The sequence below is a fragment of the Arthrobacter sp. 05L417 genome (assembly GCF_056397865.1).
The window spans coordinates 1-20,841 of the sequence record NZ_JBFTOG010000011.1; the positions used below are offsets into that span (position 1 = coordinate 1).

Below are 20,841 nucleotides of genomic sequence, written 5' to 3' on the forward strand. Positions count from 1 at the left end.
GGCTACGACCGCGCCATCGAAGTCGCCCACGAACGCGGCGTCCGCATCCCCATGGACCCCCTAGCCTCGCAAGCTCGGCCAGGGAACCCTGTCCACGGGGCCCCAAGCATGACGGAAACCAACTAACCAGACCCCACACCCCCAACTAGTCCCCACCGCCACCCTCGCCTCGCAAGCTCGGCCAGGGAACCCTGGCGGCGTGGGCCCACGCATTTGTTGTCGTTATGGGACCCCAAAACGACAACAACTGCGAGCCAGTTGGGAACGTCAACTGCACATCTGAGGAAGGATCACTTCCATGATCGAAATCGACGGCAAACGGCTGCACCTGAGCGACATCGCGGCCGTGGCGGGTGGCGGGACAAAGGTGACGCTGGCGCCGTCGGCCGTTGAACGGATGGCTGCATCCCAACGGTCCGCTCGTGCGACGGCGCTGTCCCGTCCCGTCTACGGGCGGTCCACCGGCGTCGGGGCCAACCGCTCGGTGGCGCTGGATGCCGGGGACAAGGACCTCAACGTTCACGGCTTGAACCTCCTGCGCAGCCACGCCGTCGACGCCGGACGGGTCCTTGACCGGGAAACCGTCAGGGCGATGCTTGTCATCAGGCTCTCCCAGCTTGCTGCGGGATCGTCCGGCATCAACCCGTCCGTGGCCGACGCAGTTGTGGACATGCTCAACGCCGACGCTTTGCCCGAGGTGCGCGAATTCGGCGGAATCGGCACCGCGGACCTGCCCGCGTTGGCGGGAACGGCGCTCACCCTCCTCGGCGAGCGCCCCACGATGGACGGCAGGCGGGTCCCCGCACCGCTGGAAACGTGGGCCACCGAAGATGCGCTTCCATTCATCAGCTCCAGCGCGCTCACGATCGCCCAGGCAGCACTCGCCCACCAAAGGCTCTCCACACTCGTGGAAAACCTGACCACGGTGAGTGCCCTGTCGTTCGCGGCAATGTCCGGGAATCCCGAGGCATTGAGCCCTGAAGTCGCCCGGGCAGCTGATTCGCCTGCAGTCACCGAGATGGCCGGGGTGCTTCGCGGCCTCGTGGAAGGAAGCGGTGAACCGGCGAGGATCCAGGACCCCTACTGCCTGCGCACCCTGCCGCAGGCCCTCGGCTCAGTGGTGGAGGAGCTGGATGCGCTCGGCACTCTTTTGGAGCGTTTGGTGGTGGCCGGTCATGAAAACCCGCTGGTGTACGGTTCCGCGGAGGATGGCAGCAATGGAGTAGCCCATCACGGCCTGTTCCAGATGACCAGCCTCGCCCGCCGCGTGGATGCCCTGCAATTGGCCATCGGCGCCGCGTGCGCAACGAACCTTCGGAGGATCAGCCTGTTGTGCGATCCTGCGTACACCGGGCTCCACCGATTCCTTGCGGGCGACGACGCTGGCCAGTCCGGCGTCATGATGCTGGAATACGTGGCGGCGGCAGCGGTGGGCCGAATCCGAGCCAATGCACAGCCCGTGAGCCTGCAAACGGTGGTCCTCTCGCTGGGCGCCGAGGAAGATGCCAGTTTCGCGAGCGTGGCCAGCTCCCACATGGATTCCACCGTGCGGGCTCTTTCAACGGTGGTTGGCATCGAACTCCTTTGCGCGTCGCGGGCGCTCAGACTGCAGGGCAGGACATGGGAAGAATTCGCGAGTCCACGGTTCCGAAAGGCCTTCGACGCCGGGCTTTCGTTGCCCGCCGACGTCCAGGACCGGGATCTGCGGCCCGATGTCGACGCCGCGGTCCACCTGACCGTGCTTCCCGAATTCGGGCGCTAAGCTTGCTTAGCTATGGACTGCCGCCCCGGACGGGCGTAGCTTAATATCCAAACACCGCACTGGGGAGGTGGAGTGTTTGGCCGGGTCTCTGGGGCGCCATGGCTTATCCGTGGTACGCCCTGTCCTTCTTGCCGTTTTCGGCGCATTGGCATGGTCGCTTTGGCTCGCAGGTCCTTCGCAAGCCACAAACGTCCTGCCGGCGATCCCGGCCGTGCCCGCAGTTTCCACAGTTACGACCGTTCCGCTGTCGTCGGTTTCGCTGTCCCCGGCCCCCTTGCCCGATCCGATCGGGCCCGTGGCTCATGGCCTGTCGTCCGTCATTCCAAGTCCGACGCAGGTGACTGCCCTTCCCGGAACCGTGTTCAACCAGCTGTCGGGCTCTACGGTGGCTCCTCTTGTCACCGGGCTCACCGATCCCACGAGTTCCTTGGTTGATACGGCGGTCGGCACAATTCCGGCATTGCCCGGGCTGCCTTCGGTACCGCAACTGCCTTCAGTGCCGGCCTTGCCGCCGTTGCCGCCATTGCCTGGTGTCCTGGACCCTCCGGGAAGAGGCCTTCCAATCGGCGCAGTCCCGGCCGTTCCGTTGAGGGCTCTGGCCGAAGCCGGCGAACTCGCGGCGGCTGATCCCACATCCCTCCGTACCGGCACGCTTTCGCCGGCCGCCGGACGCGGAACAGCAACGAGCCCAAGCATCCCCGGATTCCTTCTGGCCGATCTTGTTGTCCTGCCCCCGGCAATGCTCGCGACGACGGAAATGTCGCCGGTTCCGGGAGGCCCTCCGCCCGGCAAACAGGTCCCTCCGGCCGCGCCCCAACAAGAGTCTGGCTCGACGCCGGAATCGCAGGGCGGCTCGGCCGCCTACGGCGCGGCAGACCTCCCGGAACAGCGTGCACTGGCACCGCCCTTCCACACCGCCCCCGTCCCCGATGGCGGGCAAGCCCCCGCAGCCGAACCTGCATTCGACCCGGGGTCAACTCCCGATTGAACAGGTCGCCCCTGCCTCATGGCAGGCACGACCACCTGCGCTAAACAGCGCAAGACCAAGTTTCAGTCAGGAGAAGACCATGCAAGACGCAATCTGTGCCACGAAGACATCAACCGGCCGAATCATCGGCAATTGGCCGGATCCTATGTAGAAGGGAGGTATCTATAGCAAGCATCGCGACAGGCGCTCAGCGCCCAAAGGGAACAACGACGCCGGCCGTACAGTCAGTCTGACTGCACGGCCGGCGTCGTTGTTCTGAAGGTATGGCCAAGTCCTTCTAGAACAGGCCGCCTACCACAGCCTGGGTGAGCTGGTGGAAGATGTCGGTGCGGGCGGGGATATCACTCTCGTCCTGGCCCTTGGTGTAGACCACGAACGCGTAGGAGTTGGTCCCGTTGGTGAGGATGCTGGCGTCGTGGAGTTCGTCGTCGAGCAGTCCGTACTTATGGAAAACAGTGATTCCGGCCGGCACTGCGGCGGGGATGAGTGATTCGTAGTTGGTGTTCTGCATGTAGGACAACAACTGCGCTGTGTCCTGTTGGTCCAAGAGCTTCCCGTTATAGAGGCCAGCCATGATGCTGGCCATTTCGCCTGGAGTCAGGGTGTTGTTCTCCGGGTCATAGCTGATCCCGATCGACGTGGCGTAAGCCTGCAACTCCGGGTGGCCTATGGTGTCCATGATCAAGGACCACGAATCGTTGTCGCTATCCTGGATCATTTCCTTGATTTGGAACCCGGAGGTGTAGTCCCCCAAGGGATCGTCGAGGGACGCTGCGCCTGTTTCGACGAGGTGGTAGTACGCAACAGCCGACAGGACCTTGGCAGTGCTTGCTGCCTCGAACGGCTCCTGAACCCCGTATTGGTGCGTCGATCCATCAGACAGATCAATCAGTGCGACGCCGATCTGGTACCCGTTGTTGGCGTCGATGATCGCATTGATTTGGGCATCAAGCGCGGGGGTCACAGTTCCTGCCGCCGTCGGGGCTGGTGCGGCGGCCACGGGGGTAGCAGGGGCCACCGGGGTAGCAGCGGTAGCCGGGGTGGGAGCGGCAGCCGCCGTCGTCGGGGTTGCCGCCGTCGTTGGCTCGGCCGCCGCCGGGCCATCCGCGGGAGCCGTCGGGGCCGAGACGAAATCGGAAGCGGAGCGGGCGTGCGCAGCTGAATAGACCGTGGCCGTCAGGGTCAGGGCCAGAATGGCCGCGAAGGCTGTCAGCAAGGCCGATCGACGTCGGCGGGGACTCCAGCGGTTCCACCGACTTCTCTTTCGTCCGGACCCTTGGCCGGGACGACGGGGCTCTTGCTCTTCCATAATGAAGCAACCGTAGCTACTGCAGCTATGTAAGAGCTATGAAAATTCTGTCCGTCAGCAACGTGTCGCCTGGGTGAATATCAGGCGACGCGGATCGGTGAGCCCAATACTGTGAAGCGGGTGCCGCCCATCTCTCCGGACAGCATCGGCATTGCCTCAGCTATGGCGGCCCGGACGGTGTCCAGCTGCAGCGATCCTTGGTGCGCTTCAGCCGATTCCCACAGCTCGCAGACAAAGACGGTGTCCGGTGATTCTTCGTTGACGCCCACCTCGTAGAGCAAGCAGCCCGCGCCCCGGAGCTCCGGTTTCGGTCTGAGCAGGATAGCGACGACGGCGTCGCGTTGGCCGGGTTTCGTGCCGAGACTTCCCACGTTTGCAAAGGTCATGCGCCCATTGTGCTTCATCCCTCCGACGTTATTGAGGAATGGAGTATCGGCGGACAAAGTTCTTGAGGATCTTCATCGGTTCGGTCGCCCTGAACTTGCGGGCATCCGCCATCAGCTGTTCCGCGGCATCTGGCGGGAAGTATCCTGCGTAGCGGTAAGTGTCGATCCGGGTGACGAGCCCCTCGGCGTCGAGCTCCGGATGGAACTGTGTGGCGTAAAGGTTCCTCTTGACCCGGAACATCTGTACCGGGCAAGCGGCCGAACCGGCGAGTAGCACCGCGTTCCCAGGCAGGACCGTGCAGGCTTCCTTATGGCCCGTAAAGGCGACAAAGCGCTCGGACATGCCTTGAAGGAGCGGGTCTTGGAGGCCCTCCGCTGTGAGTTTGATGGTTACCCCGCCGAGTCCTTCACCGTAGGTACGGTCGATAACCGCCCCCTGGTGAAGCCCCAGGGTTCCGACCCCATAGCAGGCCCCCAGAAAGGGAAAGTCGGCGGCAACAATCCTGTCCAGCAGCTGCGCGAGTTCCTTCTCCACCCGTTTCTGTACCAGGCTCTTGTGCTCTGGTGGATCGCTCGAAGTGAAGGGGCTGCCACCCACAATCACGCCTGAATAGTCGGAGAGCTCGAACGGCGGGAGAGGCGCCGCCTCCATTCGGATGCGTTGCAGCTGCTCGGGAGCGAGCCCTCCAAAACGAAGATACGCCTGGTACTCTTCCTCGGCGGCGGCGTCTTCGGCACGAGACGCGAGCAGGAGAAACGGCTTCACAGGCTAAGTGTGCGCGCGGTGGCCGTGACGCGCCAGCGTTCGGCTGAAACATCCCTTTTGGGGGCGGTGAGTCGCCGTTCACGTGGAAGAAATGTCCGTCTTTCCGTCCGCGTGGAAGGTTTTCACCTTCTTCCGCCCTGTATTCCGCGGAATCACGGGGATCCTGGGTGCCCGCTCCGGGCGGCCTCGCGACCGTGCGGAGGCGGAGTTAACATTCCCGAAACACTCCCGTCATGCGTTCTTCACGCCAAGCCAAGTTATGTAACGTCCCCGCAATTTTTCCTCGCATTGCTTGAAACACGGGACCGGAAATATTGGGCGGGGGAAGAACGGGGCGACGCTGCGGCGGCCCTGCTACGGCATTCCGATCAGAAGGGAAGCGCACGTGAATATCACTGCGGAAAACGTTTGGGTGATGGTGTCGGCGGCACTTGCACTGCTCATGACCCCGGCACTCGGCCTCTTCTACAGTGGCATGACCCGGGCCAAGGCCTCCCTCAACATGATCATGATGAGCTTCATCTCCGCCGGCATCGTAGGCGCCGTGTGGATCCTGTGGGGCTACTCGATGATCAGCGGGAAGAGTGTCCTGGGGATATTCGGCAATCCGTTCAGCAGCTTCGGCTCGGCGGACCTGGTCGGTTCCACCGATCTCATCAAGCTCGGCTTCAGCGCTACCTTCGCTATCGTCACCGTGGCCCTGATCAGCGGCGCCATTGCCGATCGCGCCAAATTCACTTCCTGGGTCATCTTCGTCCCCATCTGGATCACCCTCGTGTACTGCCCCTTGGCTTTCATGGTCTGGGGCGGCGGACTCTTGAGCCCCGGCGGAGCCATCAGTTCGGTCTTCGGCCAGGTGATCGACTTCGCCGGTGGCACAGTGGTGGAAATCAGCTCCGGCGCCGCCGCGTTTGTCCTGGCATTGATTCTGGGCAAGCGCCACGGCTTTGGAAAAGACCCGAACCACCGCCCGCACAACCTCCCCTTCATCATGCTTGGCGCCGGCCTCCTGTGGTTCGGCTGGTTCGGCTTCAACGCCGGCGCGGCCACGACGTCGGCGCAGGCCGGCTTGATCTGGGTCAACACCCTTGTTGCCCCAGCGGGGGCCATGCTCAGCTGGTTGGTCACCGAGAAGATCCGGCACGGCCACCCCACATCCTTGGGTGCCGCATCCGGCGTCGTTGCCGGCCTCGTGGCTATTACTCCGGCCTGTGCCAACGTGGCTCCCGCCGCAGCCCTTGGCCTGGGACTGGTAGCTGGAGCTGCCTGCGCCGTGTTTGTCGACCTGAAACACAAGTTCGGCTTCGACGACTCCCTCGACGTCGTGGGCGTCCACCTCGGTGGCGGGCTTGTCGGAACGCTCGCCCTCGGATTCATCGCGCTGCCGGTGAACGGCAAGGGTGGAGGATTGTTCTACGGCGGCGGACTCCAGCAGCTCGTGGCGCAGATCGTCGCCATACTTGTCACCCTTGCAGTGTCCGGAATCATGACGGCAATCATTGGCCTTGTCATCCACAAGACCGTTGGTTTCCGGGTCAGCCACGAGGCGGAGCTCGCCGGGGTGGACTTGTCCGAGCACGCCGAGACGGCCTACGAATTCGGTGGCATGTCCCGGAGCCACTTCAACGCCCTCCCGCACGCCGCTGTCCTCCCCCACGTCAACATCCCGGTTGCCGCTGCGCCCGTCCCGGCTTCAGCCCGAGCCGCGGCCGCCGCTTCGGCCCCCGGGGCCACAGCCGCCGTCGAGCGCCAGCGCGAAAAGCAAGCGGACCCCGCTTAGCGGTAGCAGGCATTTCCGCGGCCGCGGGGGGCGCGTACGCTCAATTTGTGGATATCGTCGATTTCCTCTCTGACCGCCTGAATGAGGATGAGGCTGCGGCGCGGAAACTGCTGGGCGACCGTTCCGTCTCCGAAGCGGGCAAATGGTACGAGCGACGCCTTCTCCTGGAATGCGAATCCAAGAGAAGGCTGCTCAGCATCGTGGAATCCGCACGGCAGACGGCCCTGGCCACGATGGTTCGCGGCACGCTTGGGGATACCCCGCAGTGGATCCCGGAATCGATCGAATGGACCACGAAATCGTTGAATGCCCTCGCGCTGCCCTACTCGGACCATCCGGACTTCGAGCCGGAATGGCTCGCGGGGACGTAGCTGGTTGGCGTTTCCGCGATCCAATCTTCATGTAGAAATCGGCAGGATCTTGCCGAAACGGCGCTTTTGCGGTCCCATAGCAGCCTAAATCATCACTTTCGGCAGCATCTTGCCGATTTTGGCATGTTGGTTCAGAATGAATCTAAGAAATAGCCAAATCGGCAACATCGTGCCGGATCATCGGAGACTCTTGGAAGACCTAGCGGCCATTGCGGCCACCATACGGAATGCACGCAAAGAGGCCGGAATCACGCAAGCAGACCTTGCCGACCTTGCCGGGACCTCCGAAAGGACCGTGCGGGCGATTGAGACGGCCACCGGAAATCCTTCGCTAGGGGCCGTCGTGGCAGTAGCGAACGCCGTAGGCCTGCACATGGCGGCGGGCTAATGGTCGAGGACTTTCAGGAGTTGAAGTTCGTCCGTGCAGCGGACGTTCACAAAGGCGGTGTCCTGGCGGGCCGGCTTGCCCGCACTGACCAGGGCGGGGTCAGTTTTTCCTACGTGGCGGAGTACCTGGCTTCCGGCCGGCCCGCCGTTGCCAGTTCCTTGCCCTTGACGGAGATTTCCGTGGAGACTCCCGCCGGTGCTCTTCCGCCGTTCTTCGCCGGCCTGCTCCCCGAGGGGCACCGGCTTAGCGTGCTCAGGGACGCCACCAAAACCAGCCTAGACGACGAACTCACCCTCCTGCTCGCAGTCGGAGCCGATGCCCCCGGGGACGTCCAAGTGGTCCCTGCCGGCGAAATTCCAGTGGAACCGGCACCCCTGGCCGACACGTCCAGGCCCGAGGAACTGGACTTCGCAGCACTTGCCAGCGCAGTGGACCGCCATGCCATCCCCGGCATCCAAGACAAGGCAAGCGCCTCCATGCTGACCACGCCGCTGTCACTCAGAGGTCAACGGTACCTACTCAAACTCGACCCGCCCAACCATGCACACTTGCTAGCGAATGAAGCGGTGCATCTCTCCGCCGCCAAGGACCTCAAGATCCCTGTAGCGAAGAGCCGCATCATCACCGACATGCACGGGTTGCCTGGGTTGCTAGTGGAACGCTTCGACCGTGTCCGGGACAAGGACCACATCTGGGTGCGCTTGCCCATGGAGGACGGAGCCCAGGTCATGGGCCTGCCACCGGCTTCCAAGTATTCGGTGACATCGGAGGACGTCTCTGCTGCGCTGGCCGGGCGGTGCAAAGCCCCACTCGTGGCGAGCCGCAATCTGTACCTGCAGTTTGTCTTTGCTTGGCTGACCGGGAACGGCGACCTCCATGCCAAGAATCTATCGATCCTCGGGGGCCGGCAGGGAGGATTCGTCATGGCTCCGATATACGACATTCCATGCACCTTGCTGTACGGAGACGACTCGCTCGCGTTGCCGGTGTCCGGGAAAACCAAAAACCTCAAGGCGAAGCACTGGGCCGATTTTGCCGCGGCCCTCGGCTTGCCACAACGCGCTGCCACCACGGTCAATGCATTGGCCCTGTCAGCTTCTGGAAAGGTCAAGTTGGAGGACCTACCGTTCACCGGGTCGCCGCTCCGAGGTGCCCTGCGGGAATTACGGTTCCGGCGAGGTGAGCTGGAGGGCTGACTGGCGCCTCGGGAGGCATTGCCTACGCTGGCTTAGCCACGTGCAACCTAGCATGGGCCACCAGCTGAGTGGTCAGGGGCGAGGCGTCGTTCCGAAGCCAGACCAATACCGTGGGCACAGGATAGGACACTCCGGCAAACGGGCGCCACACGACGCCGGGCGGATCACCGGGCACCACCTGATGCGGCGTTTTGAACGACACACCAAGCCCGGCAGCCACCAGGCTCATGCTGGTTGCAATACTTGGCGACCAGCGGTGTGGGCCAGGGATCATGCCGCCGTCCATCATCAAACCCAGTACATGCTCGCGAACGTCGGGGTCGCCGTCGCGCTGCAACCAGATCAATGCCTGGCCGTTTAGATCCGTGGGACTGATCGCCGTCAAGCTTGCCAGCGGGCTACCCGACGGAACAGCCACACCCATTGGTTCCGTCTCCAAGGTCAGCACCCCTAGGCGTTCATCTCGGGGTGGCACTGCATGAATGAAGACCGCATCAAATTCCCCGTCAAGAAGTTTCAAGACCCCTTCCCTCGCCGCCGCGGCTTTGATGTCTACTTCCGGCCCGGCCCCGTCCGTACCAAGACCGCTGAGCAGGGCTGCAAGCAGCGGGTATGCCACCCCTACGGCTACGCCCAGTTTGAGCGCGCCGCGCTGAGGACTGCGGATCTCTTCCATTGCTGTCAACGCGGCATCGTGAGCTTGAATGATGTGCTCCGCTTCCTCTTGAAGGCGGCGGCCGGCATCTGTGAGCGAAACGTGGTTGTGTGTTCGGTCGAGGAGCCTAAGCCCGAGCGATTTTTCCAAAGCCTTGAGTTCCTGGCTCAGCGCGGGCTGGGCGATGTGGAGCCTGACGGCGGCTTTGCCGAAGTGCAGTTCCTCGGCCAACACAAGGAATCGCCGGAGTTGGCGGATCTCCATGTCCCATCATAAAAATTTGTGATCGTCCGAGTCCATAGCCGTCTTGGACGCCGGAGGTCATCCGGTCGTCCAATGAAAGGGAAGGATAACAGCGATCGGAAGGGTGAAGACGATGAGCACCATTGAAGGGACAGCCTTGGTAGAGACCAACGGCACCACAATTCACGTTGAGGTATCAGGCCACGGGTCTCCAGTCCTCTTGGTTCCCGGCGCCGCCGGTGACGCCCGGCAGTACTCCGATCTGGCCCGGCTATTGGCCGAAAACCATAAGGTCATCTCCCATGACCGTCGGAACAATGCTCGCAGCCCCCGGCAAGAGGATTGGGAGAAGACCTCGGTTGAGCAGCACGCCGCCGACGTTGTTGCCCTACTGGAAACGCTCGGGACCGAGCCATGCGTTGTGTTTGGAAACAGCACCGGGGCACTGATAACGCTGGCTGCCGTCCTGAAGGCTCCCAAGCTCTTTTCCGGGGCAGTCCTGCACGAACCAGCCCTCATGGGCGTTCTGGCCAACCCCAATGACGCCATGGCCACAGTGCAACCTGTTATTGCAGCCGGCATGGAAGACGGAGGGCTCGCCGGCGGAGCCGAGGCCTTCATCAGGTTCGCGGCAGGGGATGCCGCTGCCCTCCTGCCGCCAGACTTCTTCGAAGCACTCCGGAACAACGCCAGGGTCCTGCTTGAAGGGGAGTTCGGTGCCTTTGCGTCTTGGCGGCCCGAACCGGCAGCCTTGGCAGAACTGACCGTGCCACTGGCCGTGCTCAGTGCCGAGCAGACAGCACCTTTCTTCGTAGAAGCCGCCGAGTGGATAGCTTCCCATGCCGGCATCAGTCGCCGGACTGTGCCTGGCGGACACATGGGCTTCCTAGACCACACGCCGGAGCTGGCCAAGGCGATCGATGAGATGTTTTCGGCAGCTACTCAAAACGGCTAGGAGGGTGGCCGCCTCCGCTGTTTCGCTCACAGAAAGCCTCGCGCTTAGTGCGTCGTCCCGAACTTTGTGTTGTACCGGTACATGAACGCCGCCATCGCATCCCGATTGACAGCTAGATACGGACGATAGGTCTTGCTTCCATCGGACTCGGTCCAACCCGTGCTGATGCCGCTGTTTGCGAGCCAGGTGATCTGCTTGTAGAACGGGTTGTCAGTAGCGACGTCGGTGAATGGTGAAGTCGCCGGCGCTGTGAAGGCCGGGCTACCCGCGAGGCGGTACATGAAAGCTGCCATGGCGTCACGGTTGACCGCGAGATATGGCCGGTAGGTTTTGCTTCCGTTGGCTTCCGTCCAGCCGGTACTGATGCCGTTGTGTGCGAGCCAGGTGATCTGCTTGTAGAACGGATTGTTCGTGGCAACGTCCGTGAATGGCGATGTCGCCGGAGGGGTGAACGCCGGGCTGCCCATCAGGCGGTACATGAAGGCGGCCATTGCGTCCCGGGCTACCGCCGTCAGGGGGTTGTAGTTCCTGGACCCGTCGGTTTCGGTCCACCCAGTGGAGATGCCACGGGACCCGAGCCAGTTGATTTCAGTCGTGAACGGATCACCGGAAATATCCGAGAAGATGGGGCCCGGGTTGGTAGCGAAGTCGGTCAGCTGGGTGAGTGTGCCGTTGAAGACGTCCTGGTCGCCGGGAAAGATGCCTGAATCGGAGTTCTGCCACAAGGTGTAGTCCGGCCAACTGGCCGGTAGCGGTCCGGGGTCAGTCGCCCAGGACGAGAGATGCAGGGGGTGGTTCCCGAATCCGGCCGCGCCTCCGGTACAGTCAGTCCACCAACTGGTGGAAGTGTAAATGGCCGGCAGGCGCCCGGTCCGGGAGAGGATGGTCGTGGCGAAATCGGAGATCCAATTCACCATCTCACCCTGGCTCAATCCGTAGCATTCGCTTCCATAGGGATTGGGTTCCAAGTCCAGCAAGGCAGGGAGGGTCTTCCCGTCCGGGGTCCAGGCCGCGCCGCTCTGCAGAAAGTAGCTGGCTTGGTCCGCTCCGGACGACGAAGGGTCCGGCAGCGCGAAATGGTATGCGCCGTGCAGGAGTCCGGCGTTTGCGGATCCCGCATATTGGGTTGCGAAGTACGGGTTGGCGTAGCCAGTTCCCTCGCTCGCCTTGACATAGGCGAACTTGGCGCCACTCGTGGCCGCGGTGTGCCAATCCACATCGCCTTGGTGGCTGCTGACATCCATTCCCGGCACGCCGGAAGCTACCGAAGCGGGCGCTACGGCCTGGGCAGACATCCGCATTGGCGCGGTGGGCTCATGACTGCGGATCGTTGAACCCATCGCGTGGTCATTCGAGGTACTTGACGTCGCGGACGGGGATGGAGATGGGGTAGTCGTCGCGGAAGCGGCGCCAGCTCCAGGCGCGCCGAGAACGATGCCCGCCACGAGAAGAGCTACATACCCGGCCATGCCCTTCCGGATACCGCGCCGAACGGGATTCTGCCGCTTGGGAGCGCGCGGGATCGACGCGTTCATTTGGAATTTCCTTCCGTTTTGGCAACGGAAGAGACCCGCGCCTGCCAATAAACGCCCGCAGGAGCGGACGTCACGGATACTATCAGCTCAAATCAAAACGAATGACAAACAGGCGGGATCCGCCGTGCGGGTCCTGCCCCTCTCAGACAACGACGACGGCGGCGCTCCCGACAGTGCCAGCCGGCACCAGGACTACCTGGCGAAAATGCGTGGGCCATTTCCCCTGTCAAAGAATTAATCCAGAATCTATTCTGTTGGTGGACCGGTACATTTGCGGTCCATCAGGCCACCGGCACGTCCCGGGAAGCCCATCCCGCTCCGGGGGCCGTCTCTACGAGGAGGCGTCCATGTCAACTCCCGATGTGCCGACCCGGGGGCCGGCAAGGCCCGGCCCGTACATTGCGGCCGGAATCCTGCTAGCAATCGCCATTCTGGTTCCGCTGTTCGTTCCGGCGTATTCAATTGATCAGCCCCGGCTAGCTGGCATGCCTTTCTTCTATTGGTACCAAATGCTCTGGGTTCCGATCACTGCGGGCATGGTGGGCGTCTCCTACCGGCTGGTGACCAAGGAGGACCGCCGTCGCCGCGAGGCAGCGCGGGGCGCACGCACTGAGGAGCAGGAACAATGAGCGCGCTCACCGTCCCGCTGGCGACCACAGCGGATCGGCCCGTCAACGGCGTCGCGCTCACCGTCGTCGTCGTCCTCTTTATCCTGGTGGCGGTGCTGGGCTTCTTCGCGGCGCGTTGGCGCGCTGGCAAGGAGACGGGCCTGCACAGTCTCGATGAGTGGGGCCTCGGGGGCCGCGGTTTTGGAACCTGGGTCACGTGGTTCCTCCTGGGCGGGGACCTCTACACGGCTTACACCTTCGTGGCCGTGCCGGCGGCAATGTGGGCAACCGGTGCCGTGAGCGGATTCTTCGCGGTGCCGTACACGATCGTGCTCTACCCGATCGTGTTCCTGTTGATGAGCCGTCTGTGGTCGGTCTCGCACCGTCATGGGTTCGTCACGCCGGCTGACTTCGTGGGCGGGCGCTACGGCAGCAGGGCACTGACGGTTGCGGTGGCCCTCACAGGCATTGTCGCGACCATGCCCTACATTGCGCTGCAACTGGTTGGCATCAAGGCGGTGCTCACCGTGCTGGGCCTCGGCAGCGCGGAGAATGTGCTGCTGACTGACTTGCCGCTGATCATCGCCTTCGTGGTCTTGGCCGCTTACACCTACACCTCGGGCCTTCGGGCGCCGGCGCTTATCGCCGTCGTGAAGGATCTGTTGATCTACCTCGCCGTCATCGTTGCTGTGATCTACCTGCCGATCAAGTTCGGCGGCTGGGACAACATCTTTGGTGCAGCCCAGACGAAACTCGACGCCATCAGTCCGGCCACAGGCAAGCCGGCCGGCGTCTTCATTCCGGGTGCCGCCAGCTATTCGGCGTACTGGACGCTGGCTCTTGGCTCGGCGATGGCGCTGTTCATGTACCCGCACTCGGTCACCGGAGTCCTGGCGACCAAGAGCAGGAACACCATCCGCAAGAACGCCGCGGTCCTTCCGCTGTACTCGCTCATGCTGGGATTCCTTGCCCTCCTGGGTTACGCGGCAATCTCTGCGGGCACCAAGCCCATTGACTTGAACGGTGCCGTCAATCCGCAATTGGTGGTTCCGCAGTTGTTCCTGGATAACTTCCCCGCATGGTTTGCGGGGATCGCTCTGGCGGCTATCGCCATCGGCGCCTTGGTCCCGGCGGCAATCATGTCGATCGCTGCCGCCAACCTGTTCACCCGCAATGTCTACCGCGACCTGATCCGGCCCGACGCCGACCCGCGGCAGGAAGCGAAGGTCTCCAAAATCGCCTCGCTCGTAGTGAAGTTCGGGGCGCTGATCTTCGTGATCGCGATGGACCAGTCGGCCGCCATCAATATGCAGCTCCTCGGTGGTATCTGGATCCTGCAGACATTCCCGGCGATCGTGGCAGGGCTCTACACCCGATGGTTCCACCGCTGGGCGCTCTTCGCAGGTTGGGTAGCCGGCATCATCTACGGAACCGTCGCGGCATACAACGTGGTCAACCCAGTGACGAAGGCGAACTTCGGTGGTTCCATCGCCGCCATCCCAGGCACCAACGTGCAGGTCTACATCGCGGTCGTAGCGTTTGCCATCAACCTCATTGTTGCTGCCGTCCTGTCGCTGGTGTTCCGCGCAATGAAACTCCCCGACGGGAAGGACATCACCCGGAACTCGGACTACGGAGCTGACGAGGACGACCCCAAAGTTGCCCAACTCCAGCGCGAGTACCCGCTGGGCGAAACAGGAGGCGGCACGTTCTGACTGGATCTGTGCACAAGCTGGATCTGTGCACTAGGGCTTGTTGCTAAACCAAGTTTTCCGTTCGATGGGGTTGACTTGGGCGGTGGGCAAGCGCGATCTGATCACAGACGATGTCTGGGCGGTATTGGGCCCTTTCTTCCCTGCGTGGAAGGGCAACGGGCGTCCCGTGGCCGACCGCCGTCTGGTGGTGGAGGGCACCGCGTGGAAGTTCCGTACCGGCTCTCCGTGGCGTGACATGCCCGAGCGGTTCGGGAACTGGAACACCGTGTTCAAGAACTTCAATCGCTGGGCCAAGGACGGCACGTGAGCGAGCGTTTACGAGCACGTGCTGTCGCGGGCCGATGTCGCTGGCGAGTTGGACTGGGTCGCGTCGATCGACTCCACCATTGTGCGTGTCCACCAGCATGGTGCTACGCTTCCGCGCCACACAGGGGGCACCGTCGAATTACAGGTTTCTGGGACCTGAACCACCGGACCATGCGATCGGCCGCTCACGTGGGGGCCTGACCAGCAAGCTCCATCTGGTCTCGGACGGCAAAGACAGGATGCTCGGGGCGGTGCTCACAGGCGGCAACGTCAACGACACGACGATGATGGCCGAGACGATGGACACGATCCGGGTTCCGCGCGCAGAGCGGGGACGGCCTCGGACCCGCCCCGACCGGGTCCTCGCAGACAAGGGCTACCCCTCCAGGGCCAATCGGGCCTGGCTGTCCCGGCGCCGCATCAAAGCCACCATCCCTGAGAAACGCGACCAGGTGTCCAACCGTCGAAGTAAAGTCTCCTCCGGGGGCCGCCCACCGACCTTCGACCCAGGAATCTACAAGGGCCGTAACGTCGTCGAACGGTGCTTCAACCGCCTCAAGCAGTGGCGAGGCATTGCCATGCGAAGCGATAAGACCGCCCGCAACTACATGGCCGCCGTCCATCTCGTATCAACACTGATCTGGCTCAAGACCAGCTTCAGCAATACAACTTAGCCGGTGACCTCAGGGACGCTCTGCGCCGCGAAGTGGTGAACCGCCATGTGTCGTCAAGTCGAGAGCCTGCTATCTCCAGACGATCCGGCTCACGACGCGCGCCTCAGCGTCGCGCATCGCTGCATCGATCGTGTCGTAGCCGGCCGAGTCCGGCCACGTTCGCTCAACTGTCTCCCCGGCGTGCCGAAACCGCGCGTAATAGAGCAACCCCTCGTCGCCAAGCGGTTGGGCTGTCTCATCTGGCTCGAGCTGCTCATCAACCCGAGCCAGCTCATACCAAAAGTCGTATGGCAACCCCACAATGTCGACCGGCATCGCAACTTCCCCTGCGTAGACCCAACTCCCGCTTCTGATAATCACCACAGACATAGCATGCCGCCACACTCCATTGGTTGGCCAATGGGTTTAGCAACACGCCCTAGGGCTTCATCGACAACCTTGCCACGGCAGCGATATCCCGCGGCGTCGTCCGGCAGCACCCGCCAATGAGGCGGGCCCCGAGGTCGCGCCAGGCGCCAACCCCATCGGCGAGGCTCGACGGACCCCCGGCCCTTGCCCCGGCGACAGGTCCCCACGTCTTGGTGACGGCGTCGTAACTTTCGCCCGAGTTCGGGTACGCGAGCAGCGGCTTGTCCGTGGCATTGCGCAGGGCCTCAAGCGCCGGGGAGACCAAGTTCAACGGCACGCAATTCACGCCGATCGCCGCCACACGCGGCTGGGTTCCACAAAGCGCCGCCACCCGAGCAAGGGGCGTGCCGTCGCTGATGTGTCCGCCGTCCCGAAGCGTGAAGGAGAACCAGGATTCGACGTCGAACTCTTCCACGAGCGCCAAAAGGGCCTCAGCCTCCGCGAAGGACGGCAGCGTTTCACAGGCGAGCAGGTCCACCGAGGCCTCCACAAGCGCCGCAATGCGGGGCCGGTGGAACTCCTTGAACTCGCGCTGGGTGAGGACGTAGTCGCCCCGATATTCTGAACCGTCGGCGAGAAAGGCGCCATAGGGACCGATAGATCCGGCAATCAGCAAGGGCCCAGCCCCCGGGTTTTCCGCCAAGTGCTCGCTCCGAGCCTCGTCCGCCAAGCGAACGCTTAAGGCCACCAGTTCCAAGGCTTCCGCCTCGGCAATGCCGCGCCGGGCAAATCCCTGGGGCAGGGCTTGATAGCTCGACGTGATGGCGATTTCGGCGCCGGCGTCGAAATAGTCGCGATGTACCTGCTTGATCAGCTGAGGTTGTTCCAAAAGGACCTTGGCCGACCATAGCGGATCGTCCAAATCGCAGCCGCGTGCTTCGAGCTCGGTGGCAAGTGCGCCATCCACTGTCAGGTTTGCACCCGAATCAAGCATGCGGGACAAGCTGATGCTGCGGCTGCTCCTGCTGTCCATAGCTTGAACCTACGATCCTTCTGCCGGGTTTGTTTGCCTAGGCGGGTTGGCGTAGTTCTCGTTGGTGGCGCCCGCGAAACAGGTCCCCGAAATAGTGCGCAGCCATGACTGGCGGGTCTCCGTTCACATAGGTTCCTGGCAGGGGTGGGGCTGTTGATCGGTAGTGGTGTCCGGTGGGGGTGCGGATGTCGAGGACATGCCGTGTGCCGGGGTGGGTTCGTGCTGCTCCGGTTTGTCCTGCTCCGGTTCGTGCTGTCCAGCCGGGGAGTTCCTTGGTGTGGTTGCAAGCTTCGCACAGGCCCGCCCCGTTCGCCAGGCTGGTGGGTCCGCCGTCGTGCCAGGGGATGATGTGGTCGAAGTGCCTGATCGGTGCGTCGCAGTAGGGGGTCCGGCAGGTGTCGTCGCGGGCTTGGATGAAGCGCCGCAAGCCGGCAGGGAAGAGCCGGGCCCGGGAATCGGCGGCGACAAGGTCTCCGGTTCCGGGGGCGGTGAAGAGACGCCGCAGCCAGACCTTGAAGGCCCGGTCCGCGGGCTGGCCGGGACGCGGGCCACCAAGTGCGGGCTGGCCGGGCGCGGCGTGCTCGTTCCCGAGCCGGCCGGGCGCGGCTGTGCCGTGGTTCCCGGTGAGGAGTTCCCTCGCCCAGCCGGCGGGCACGATCCCGTAGCCCGGCAGGCGGGCCGGTTCACTCTCGCCCTGGAAGAGGGTGCGGTCGGTCATGACGAGCTGGATCTCAACCCCGCAAATACCGCCCGGGGTGCCGGTGGTGCGTTCGACGAGGGCGTCAGCCATGATCTGTCCCCGGGTCCGGGTGTCCCCGCCGGAGCGCAGCGAGTCTGCGTGCCGGGTCAGGGCCGCGTGCACGGCGACGCCCTGCGCGACCGGAAGAAGCGCGGTCAGATAGGTCATCGTGTCCGGTGCCGGGCGCAGGCTCACGTGCCGTTCGGTGGCGGCGTGGCTGGCGCGCTGGGTCACGGAACGGGGGTCCCGCCGGTAGGCCGCGGTCCTGGCCGCCGCGATGATGCTCCGGTCTCCCGCGCCGTCGAAGGTTCCGGTGTCGGCGGCCAGTTCCTCGTCCACCGCGCAGCGGTCTTCGGCGGACAGGCAGGCTGTTTCCTTCACCAAAAGGGTCGCGCGCCATTCGTTGAGCTGTCCGGTGTTCAGGGCGGCGAGGGTGTGCGGCATTTCGGTGACGAGCGCTTTGGCGAGTCCGTGGAGCCGGGATCCGCGGGCGGGGGATTCCCGCCGGGCCAAGGCAATTTGAGCTCCGACGCCGCGTCCGCGTTCCTCGGCCGGCACACCTGCCGCCGCGTCGGCGCTGCGTTGGGCGGCATCGAACGCGACAGCGATCCTCGCCTGCGCAGCGGCGGCCGCGGACTTCAGGTCCTCAAGGGCACGCAACTGGTTGATAAATTCGGCGCTTTCAATACCGGGCCGAAGGGAGCTCACCACATCGATCAGGTCCCGCAGCCGGACATCCGGCACGGCAGCATCCGGAACTGTGCCGCCGCTTGGCGCGCCCGTCCAGATCAGCTGCGTTCCCTGATTGCCGTCCATAAGAAAAGCCTCGCAGGGACCACTGACATTATTAGGCTGGAGAACCGCGCCCAGGCGAAAATCTTGAGAAGCAGCCGGACTTTTTGGGGCGGGCCAGCCCCCGATAGCCCAGACCGCCGCCCAGCCAGAGGAGCCGCACTGTGGACACTCGAAAACTGAAGTACTTTCTAGCCGTCGTCGATCACGACGGGTTCAACCGCGCCGCCGAACACCTGCTGATCGCGCAACCTTCGCTTTCCCAGACCATAGCGAGCCTGGAGAAGGAACTCGGCGTTCCGCTGTTCCACCGCATCGGCCGCCGGGCAGTCCTCAGCGAAGCCGGCAAGGAGCTGATCGGCCCGGCCAGACTCGTCATGCGGGATCTCGACGCCGCACAATCAGCGGTCCAGTCACTCCAGGGGATCAGGAGCGGTCGACTCGACATCATCACCATGCCGTCCCCCGGCATCGAGCCGCTGACGTCCATGATCGCCGCCTTCACCAAGGTCTACCCCGCAGTCCGGCTCAACATCAGTGCCGCCTTCACTCCCGAAGAAGTGATCGAGTCAGTCCGGAACGGCAGCTCCGAGATTGGACTGGCCGGCTCGCCTACGCCGATCCTGGTCCCCGGCGTCCAGGTCCTCGAACTCGAAAAGCAACCGCTCATCTTGATCGTCAACCCGCGGGCCGACACCTTCGGCGCCGAGCAAACGGCAATCCAACGGGAGGATCTCGGAGGCCAGCGCATCATTGCCAGCCAGCGAGGCTCCCTCATGCGTTGGCTCGTCGATGATGCCCTGGCGCACGGCGTAGAGGTGGAGATCGTTGTCGAAGTCGCCCACCGGACCTCCATATTGCCCCTCGTTCTGGCGGGAGTCGGGCACGCGGTGATGCCGTCGTCGTGGGCTCCTACCGCGCATAAAGCGGGGCTGCGCACCCTGCTCATCGAACCGGTGAGCCATCTGGACGTCGCGGTCCTCAGCCGCAAAGACAACCTCACCCCCGCGGCCAAGGCGTTTTTGAAGGTCGCTGCGGAACACACCGAGCGCACCAACGGCCAAAATCAATAGGCGCTGCCTATCAGTCGTATCGAAACTAAGTCTTGGACGCCGCCTACCCGCCGCCCGTCTACTTGAAGAGGAAAGCAGTGTGACTCTGCTAACAAACTCAACGAGGAGGTAGGCATGAGCGCCACCCAGAAATTCAGCATCGCATCGATCCCCGCAGACGGCGTCGGCAAGGAAGTTGTCTCGGCAGGCCGCCGCGTCTTGGACGCCCTTGCTGCGAACTCGAACGGCAAGTTCGCCTTTGAATGGACCGAGTTCCCGTGGGGCTGCGGCTACTACGAGAAGACCGGCCAAATGATGGACCCCAAGGGTCTGGATGCCCTCAAGGACTTCGACGCCATCTACTTCGGAGCCGTCGGCTGGGAGAACGTCCCGGACCACATCAGCCTCTGGGGTTTGCGCCTGAACATCACCCAGAACTTCGACCAGTGGGCCAACATCCGCCCGGTCAAGTTCCTCCCCGGCATCGAGTCCCCGCTCCGCAAGGCTGACAACACCGAGCTCGACTGGATCGTTGTCCGCGAAAACAGCGAAGGCGAATACGCCGGACTCGGCGGTCGCAACCTGAGCGGCCGCGGCCCGGGCAACGAAGTGGCGCTGCAGACCGCGCTGTTCACCGAGAAGGGCTGCGAGCGCATCATGCGTTTCGCGTTCGAGCTCGCCCGGACCCGCACGGTCAAGAAGGTCTCGTCCGTCACCAAGTCCAACGCCCAGCAGTACGGCATGGTCCTCTGGGACGAAACCTTCAATCGCGTCGCCCTCGATTACCCGGACGTCCAAACTGAAAGCGTCCTGGTTGACGCAATGAGCGCCAAGTTCATCCTGCACCCCGAGGAACTGTCGGTGGTAGTCGCGTCCAACCTGAACGCCGATATCCTCTCGGACCTCGGTTCCGCCCTCGCCGGCAGCCTCGGCCTCGCCGCGAGCGCCAACCTGAACCCGGAGCGCCGCTTCCCCAGCATGTTCGAACCAGTCCACGGTTCCGCGCCGGACATCGCAGGCAAGGGCATCAGCAACCCGATCGGCGCCATCGCCAGCGCCGCCCTGATGCTGGACCACTTCGGCCTGCGCGAAGAAGCTCGCTTGGTCGAGGCCGCCATCGAGCAGACCACCGCCGCCGGGTACCTGACCCGCGACGTCGGCGGCGAAGCCAACACAGACGACGTCACCGAAGCGATCATCAAGGCACTTACGCACACCCTCGCCGCTGTCTAACGCGGAG

Annotated in this window: 19 protein-coding genes and 1 pseudogene; 12 read left to right on the forward strand and 8 right to left on the reverse strand. The window is 63.6% G+C overall.

What is annotated here, in order from left to right; genetic code table 11:
* The first annotated feature begins 298 nt into the window (after positions 1 to 298).
* Both AC1DJW_RS10600 and AC1DJW_RS10605 read left to right on the forward strand, forming a co-directional pair.
* Complete coding sequence (locus AC1DJW_RS10600) at positions 299 to 1,762, forward strand: aromatic amino acid ammonia-lyase (protein WP_476901381.1); 1,464 nt, start codon at positions 299 to 301, stop codon at positions 1,760 to 1,762.
* Between the two features lie 109 nt (positions 1,763 to 1,871).
* Positions 1,872 to 2,750, forward strand: coding sequence for a hypothetical protein (locus tag AC1DJW_RS10605; protein WP_476901382.1), 879 nt, complete (start codon positions 1,872 to 1,874; stop codon positions 2,748 to 2,750).
* Between the two features lie 277 nt (positions 2,751 to 3,027).
* Here AC1DJW_RS10605 and AC1DJW_RS10610 read toward each other — a convergent pair whose 3' ends face one another.
* The 3 genes from AC1DJW_RS10610 to AC1DJW_RS10620 form a co-directional block, all read right to left on the reverse strand.
* Positions 3,028 to 3,966, reverse strand: coding sequence for a serine hydrolase (locus AC1DJW_RS10610; RefSeq protein ID WP_390280201.1), 939 nt, complete (start codon positions 3,964 to 3,966; stop codon positions 3,028 to 3,030).
* A gap of 173 nt (positions 3,967 to 4,139) precedes the next feature.
* Positions 4,140 to 4,445 (reverse strand): putative quinol monooxygenase, encoded by a 306-nt coding sequence (locus AC1DJW_RS10615; protein ID WP_476901383.1) that lies wholly within the window; start codon positions 4,443 to 4,445, stop codon positions 4,140 to 4,142.
* Between the two features lie 28 nt (positions 4,446 to 4,473).
* The gene (locus AC1DJW_RS10620) at positions 4,474 to 5,211 is read right to left on the reverse strand and encodes a glutamine amidotransferase (RefSeq protein ID WP_476901384.1); all 738 of its coding nucleotides are present in this window, start codon (positions 5,209 to 5,211) and stop codon (positions 4,474 to 4,476) included.
* Positions 5,212 to 5,596: 385 nt separating this feature from the next.
* On the opposite strand from AC1DJW_RS10620, the gene AC1DJW_RS10625 reads away from it, so the two are divergent.
* The 4 genes from AC1DJW_RS10625 (at position 5,597) to AC1DJW_RS10640 (ending at position 8,946) form a co-directional block, all read left to right on the forward strand.
* Positions 5,597 to 6,991, forward strand: coding sequence for an ammonium transporter (locus AC1DJW_RS10625; RefSeq protein ID WP_284752994.1), 1,395 nt, complete (start codon positions 5,597 to 5,599; stop codon positions 6,989 to 6,991).
* Between the two features lie 47 nt (positions 6,992 to 7,038).
* Positions 7,039 to 7,362 (forward strand): DUF6221 family protein, encoded by a 324-nt coding sequence (locus AC1DJW_RS10630; RefSeq protein WP_284752993.1) that lies wholly within the window; start codon positions 7,039 to 7,041, stop codon positions 7,360 to 7,362.
* Positions 7,363 to 7,498: 136 nt separating this feature from the next.
* On the forward strand, positions 7,499 to 7,750 hold the full coding sequence (locus tag AC1DJW_RS10635) for a helix-turn-helix transcriptional regulator (protein ID WP_476901385.1): 252 nt from the start codon (positions 7,499 to 7,501) through the stop codon (positions 7,748 to 7,750).
* Positions 7,750 to 8,946 (forward strand): type II toxin-antitoxin system HipA family toxin, encoded by a 1,197-nt coding sequence (locus tag AC1DJW_RS10640; protein ID WP_476901386.1) that lies wholly within the window; start codon positions 7,750 to 7,752, stop codon positions 8,944 to 8,946. Before AC1DJW_RS10635 ends, AC1DJW_RS10640 begins: the two co-directional genes overlap by 1 nt.
* A 22-nt stretch (positions 8,947 to 8,968) precedes the next feature.
* Here AC1DJW_RS10640 and AC1DJW_RS10645 read toward each other — a convergent pair whose 3' ends face one another.
* Positions 8,969 to 9,865: a LysR family transcriptional regulator gene (locus AC1DJW_RS10645; protein ID WP_284752991.1), complete on the reverse strand. Its 897-nt coding sequence runs from the start codon at positions 9,863 to 9,865 to the stop codon at positions 8,969 to 8,971.
* A 112-nt stretch (positions 9,866 to 9,977) separates the two neighbouring features.
* Here AC1DJW_RS10645 and AC1DJW_RS10650 point away from each other — a divergent pair, with 112 nt between their 5' ends.
* Positions 9,978 to 10,799, forward strand: coding sequence for an alpha/beta fold hydrolase (locus tag AC1DJW_RS10650; RefSeq protein ID WP_476901387.1), 822 nt, complete (start codon positions 9,978 to 9,980; stop codon positions 10,797 to 10,799).
* Between the two features lie 44 nt (positions 10,800 to 10,843).
* Here AC1DJW_RS10650 and AC1DJW_RS10655 read toward each other — a convergent pair whose 3' ends face one another.
* Positions 10,844 to 12,334: a lysozyme gene (locus tag AC1DJW_RS10655; RefSeq protein WP_476901388.1), complete on the reverse strand. Its 1,491-nt coding sequence runs from the start codon at positions 12,332 to 12,334 to the stop codon at positions 10,844 to 10,846.
* Between the two features lie 347 nt (positions 12,335 to 12,681).
* On the opposite strand from AC1DJW_RS10655, the gene AC1DJW_RS10660 reads away from it, so the two are divergent.
* The 3 genes and pseudogenes from AC1DJW_RS10660 to AC1DJW_RS10670 all read left to right on the forward strand — a co-directional run bounded on the left by AC1DJW_RS10660 (position 12,682) and on the right by AC1DJW_RS10670 (position 15,637).
* Positions 12,682 to 12,963, forward strand: a complete 282-nt coding sequence (locus tag AC1DJW_RS10660) for a DUF3311 domain-containing protein (protein WP_284752988.1) — start codon at positions 12,682 to 12,684, stop codon at positions 12,961 to 12,963.
* The gene (gene mctP, locus AC1DJW_RS10665) at positions 12,960 to 14,657 is read left to right on the forward strand and encodes a monocarboxylate uptake permease MctP (RefSeq protein WP_476901389.1); all 1,698 of its coding nucleotides are present in this window, start codon (positions 12,960 to 12,962) and stop codon (positions 14,655 to 14,657) included. The genes AC1DJW_RS10660 and mctP overlap by 4 nt, the downstream gene beginning before the upstream one ends.
* A 64-nt stretch (positions 14,658 to 14,721) precedes the next feature.
* Positions 14,722 to 15,637, forward strand: a pseudogene (locus tag AC1DJW_RS10670) (IS5 family transposase).
* A gap of 69 nt (positions 15,638 to 15,706) precedes the next feature.
* Here the strand turns inward: AC1DJW_RS10670 and AC1DJW_RS10675 are convergent.
* Genes AC1DJW_RS10675 through AC1DJW_RS10685 form a run of 3 tightly spaced genes read right to left on the reverse strand, consistent with a single transcriptional unit; the run spans position 15,707 to position 18,573 of the window.
* On the reverse strand, positions 15,707 to 16,000 hold the full coding sequence (locus AC1DJW_RS10675) for a hypothetical protein (RefSeq protein WP_476901390.1): 294 nt from the start codon (positions 15,998 to 16,000) through the stop codon (positions 15,707 to 15,709).
* Between the two features lie 55 nt (positions 16,001 to 16,055).
* Entirely contained in the window at positions 16,056 to 17,018 is a 963-nt protein-coding gene (gene mmuM, locus AC1DJW_RS10680) for a homocysteine S-methyltransferase (RefSeq protein ID WP_476901391.1), read from the reverse strand.
* A gap of 37 nt (positions 17,019 to 17,055) precedes the next feature.
* Positions 17,056 to 18,573, reverse strand: coding sequence for an HNH endonuclease (locus AC1DJW_RS10685; RefSeq protein ID WP_476901392.1), 1,518 nt, complete (start codon positions 18,571 to 18,573; stop codon positions 17,056 to 17,058).
* Positions 18,574 to 18,713: 140 nt separating this feature from the next.
* Here AC1DJW_RS10685 and AC1DJW_RS10690 point away from each other — a divergent pair, with 140 nt between their 5' ends.
* Positions 18,714 to 19,622, forward strand: coding sequence for a LysR family transcriptional regulator (locus tag AC1DJW_RS10690; protein ID WP_390280181.1), 909 nt, complete (start codon positions 18,714 to 18,716; stop codon positions 19,620 to 19,622).
* Between the two features lie 114 nt (positions 19,623 to 19,736).
* On the forward strand, positions 19,737 to 20,834 hold the full coding sequence (locus AC1DJW_RS10695; protein WP_284752983.1) for a tartrate dehydrogenase: 1,098 nt from the start codon (positions 19,737 to 19,739) through the stop codon (positions 20,832 to 20,834).
* Positions 20,835 to 20,841 lie beyond the last annotated feature (7 nt).

Excerpts from the sequence above, each read along its gene's own strand:
- AC1DJW_RS10685 (WP_476901392.1), bottom strand. The coding sequence starts at position 18,573 with ATGGACGGCAATCAGGGAACGCAGCTGATCTGGACGGGCGCGCCAAGC.
- AC1DJW_RS10645 (WP_284752991.1), bottom strand. The coding sequence starts at position 9,865 with ATGGAGATCCGCCAACTCCGGCGATTCCTTGTGTTGGCCGAGGAACTG.
- AC1DJW_RS10695 (WP_284752983.1), top strand. The coding sequence starts at position 19,737 with ATGAGCGCCACCCAGAAATTCAGCATCGCATCGATCCCCGCAGACGGC.
- AC1DJW_RS10655 (WP_476901388.1), bottom strand. The coding sequence starts at position 12,334 with ATGAACGCGTCGATCCCGCGCGCTCCCAAGCGGCAGAATCCCGTTCGG.
- mctP (WP_476901389.1), top strand. The coding sequence starts at position 12,960 with ATGAGCGCGCTCACCGTCCCGCTGGCGACCACAGCGGATCGGCCCGTC.
- AC1DJW_RS10640 (WP_476901386.1), top strand. The coding sequence starts at position 7,750 with ATGGTCGAGGACTTTCAGGAGTTGAAGTTCGTCCGTGCAGCGGACGTT.
- AC1DJW_RS10600 (WP_476901381.1), top strand. The coding sequence starts at position 299 with ATGATCGAAATCGACGGCAAACGGCTGCACCTGAGCGACATCGCGGCC.
- AC1DJW_RS10650 (WP_476901387.1), top strand. The coding sequence starts at position 9,978 with ATGAGCACCATTGAAGGGACAGCCTTGGTAGAGACCAACGGCACCACA.
- AC1DJW_RS10635 (WP_476901385.1), top strand. The coding sequence starts at position 7,499 with ATGAATCTAAGAAATAGCCAAATCGGCAACATCGTGCCGGATCATCGG.
- AC1DJW_RS10615 (WP_476901383.1), bottom strand. The coding sequence starts at position 4,445 with ATGACCTTTGCAAACGTGGGAAGTCTCGGCACGAAACCCGGCCAACGC.
- AC1DJW_RS10660 (WP_284752988.1), top strand. The coding sequence starts at position 12,682 with ATGTCAACTCCCGATGTGCCGACCCGGGGGCCGGCAAGGCCCGGCCCG.
- mmuM (WP_476901391.1), bottom strand. The coding sequence starts at position 17,018 with ATGGACAGCAGGAGCAGCCGCAGCATCAGCTTGTCCCGCATGCTTGAT.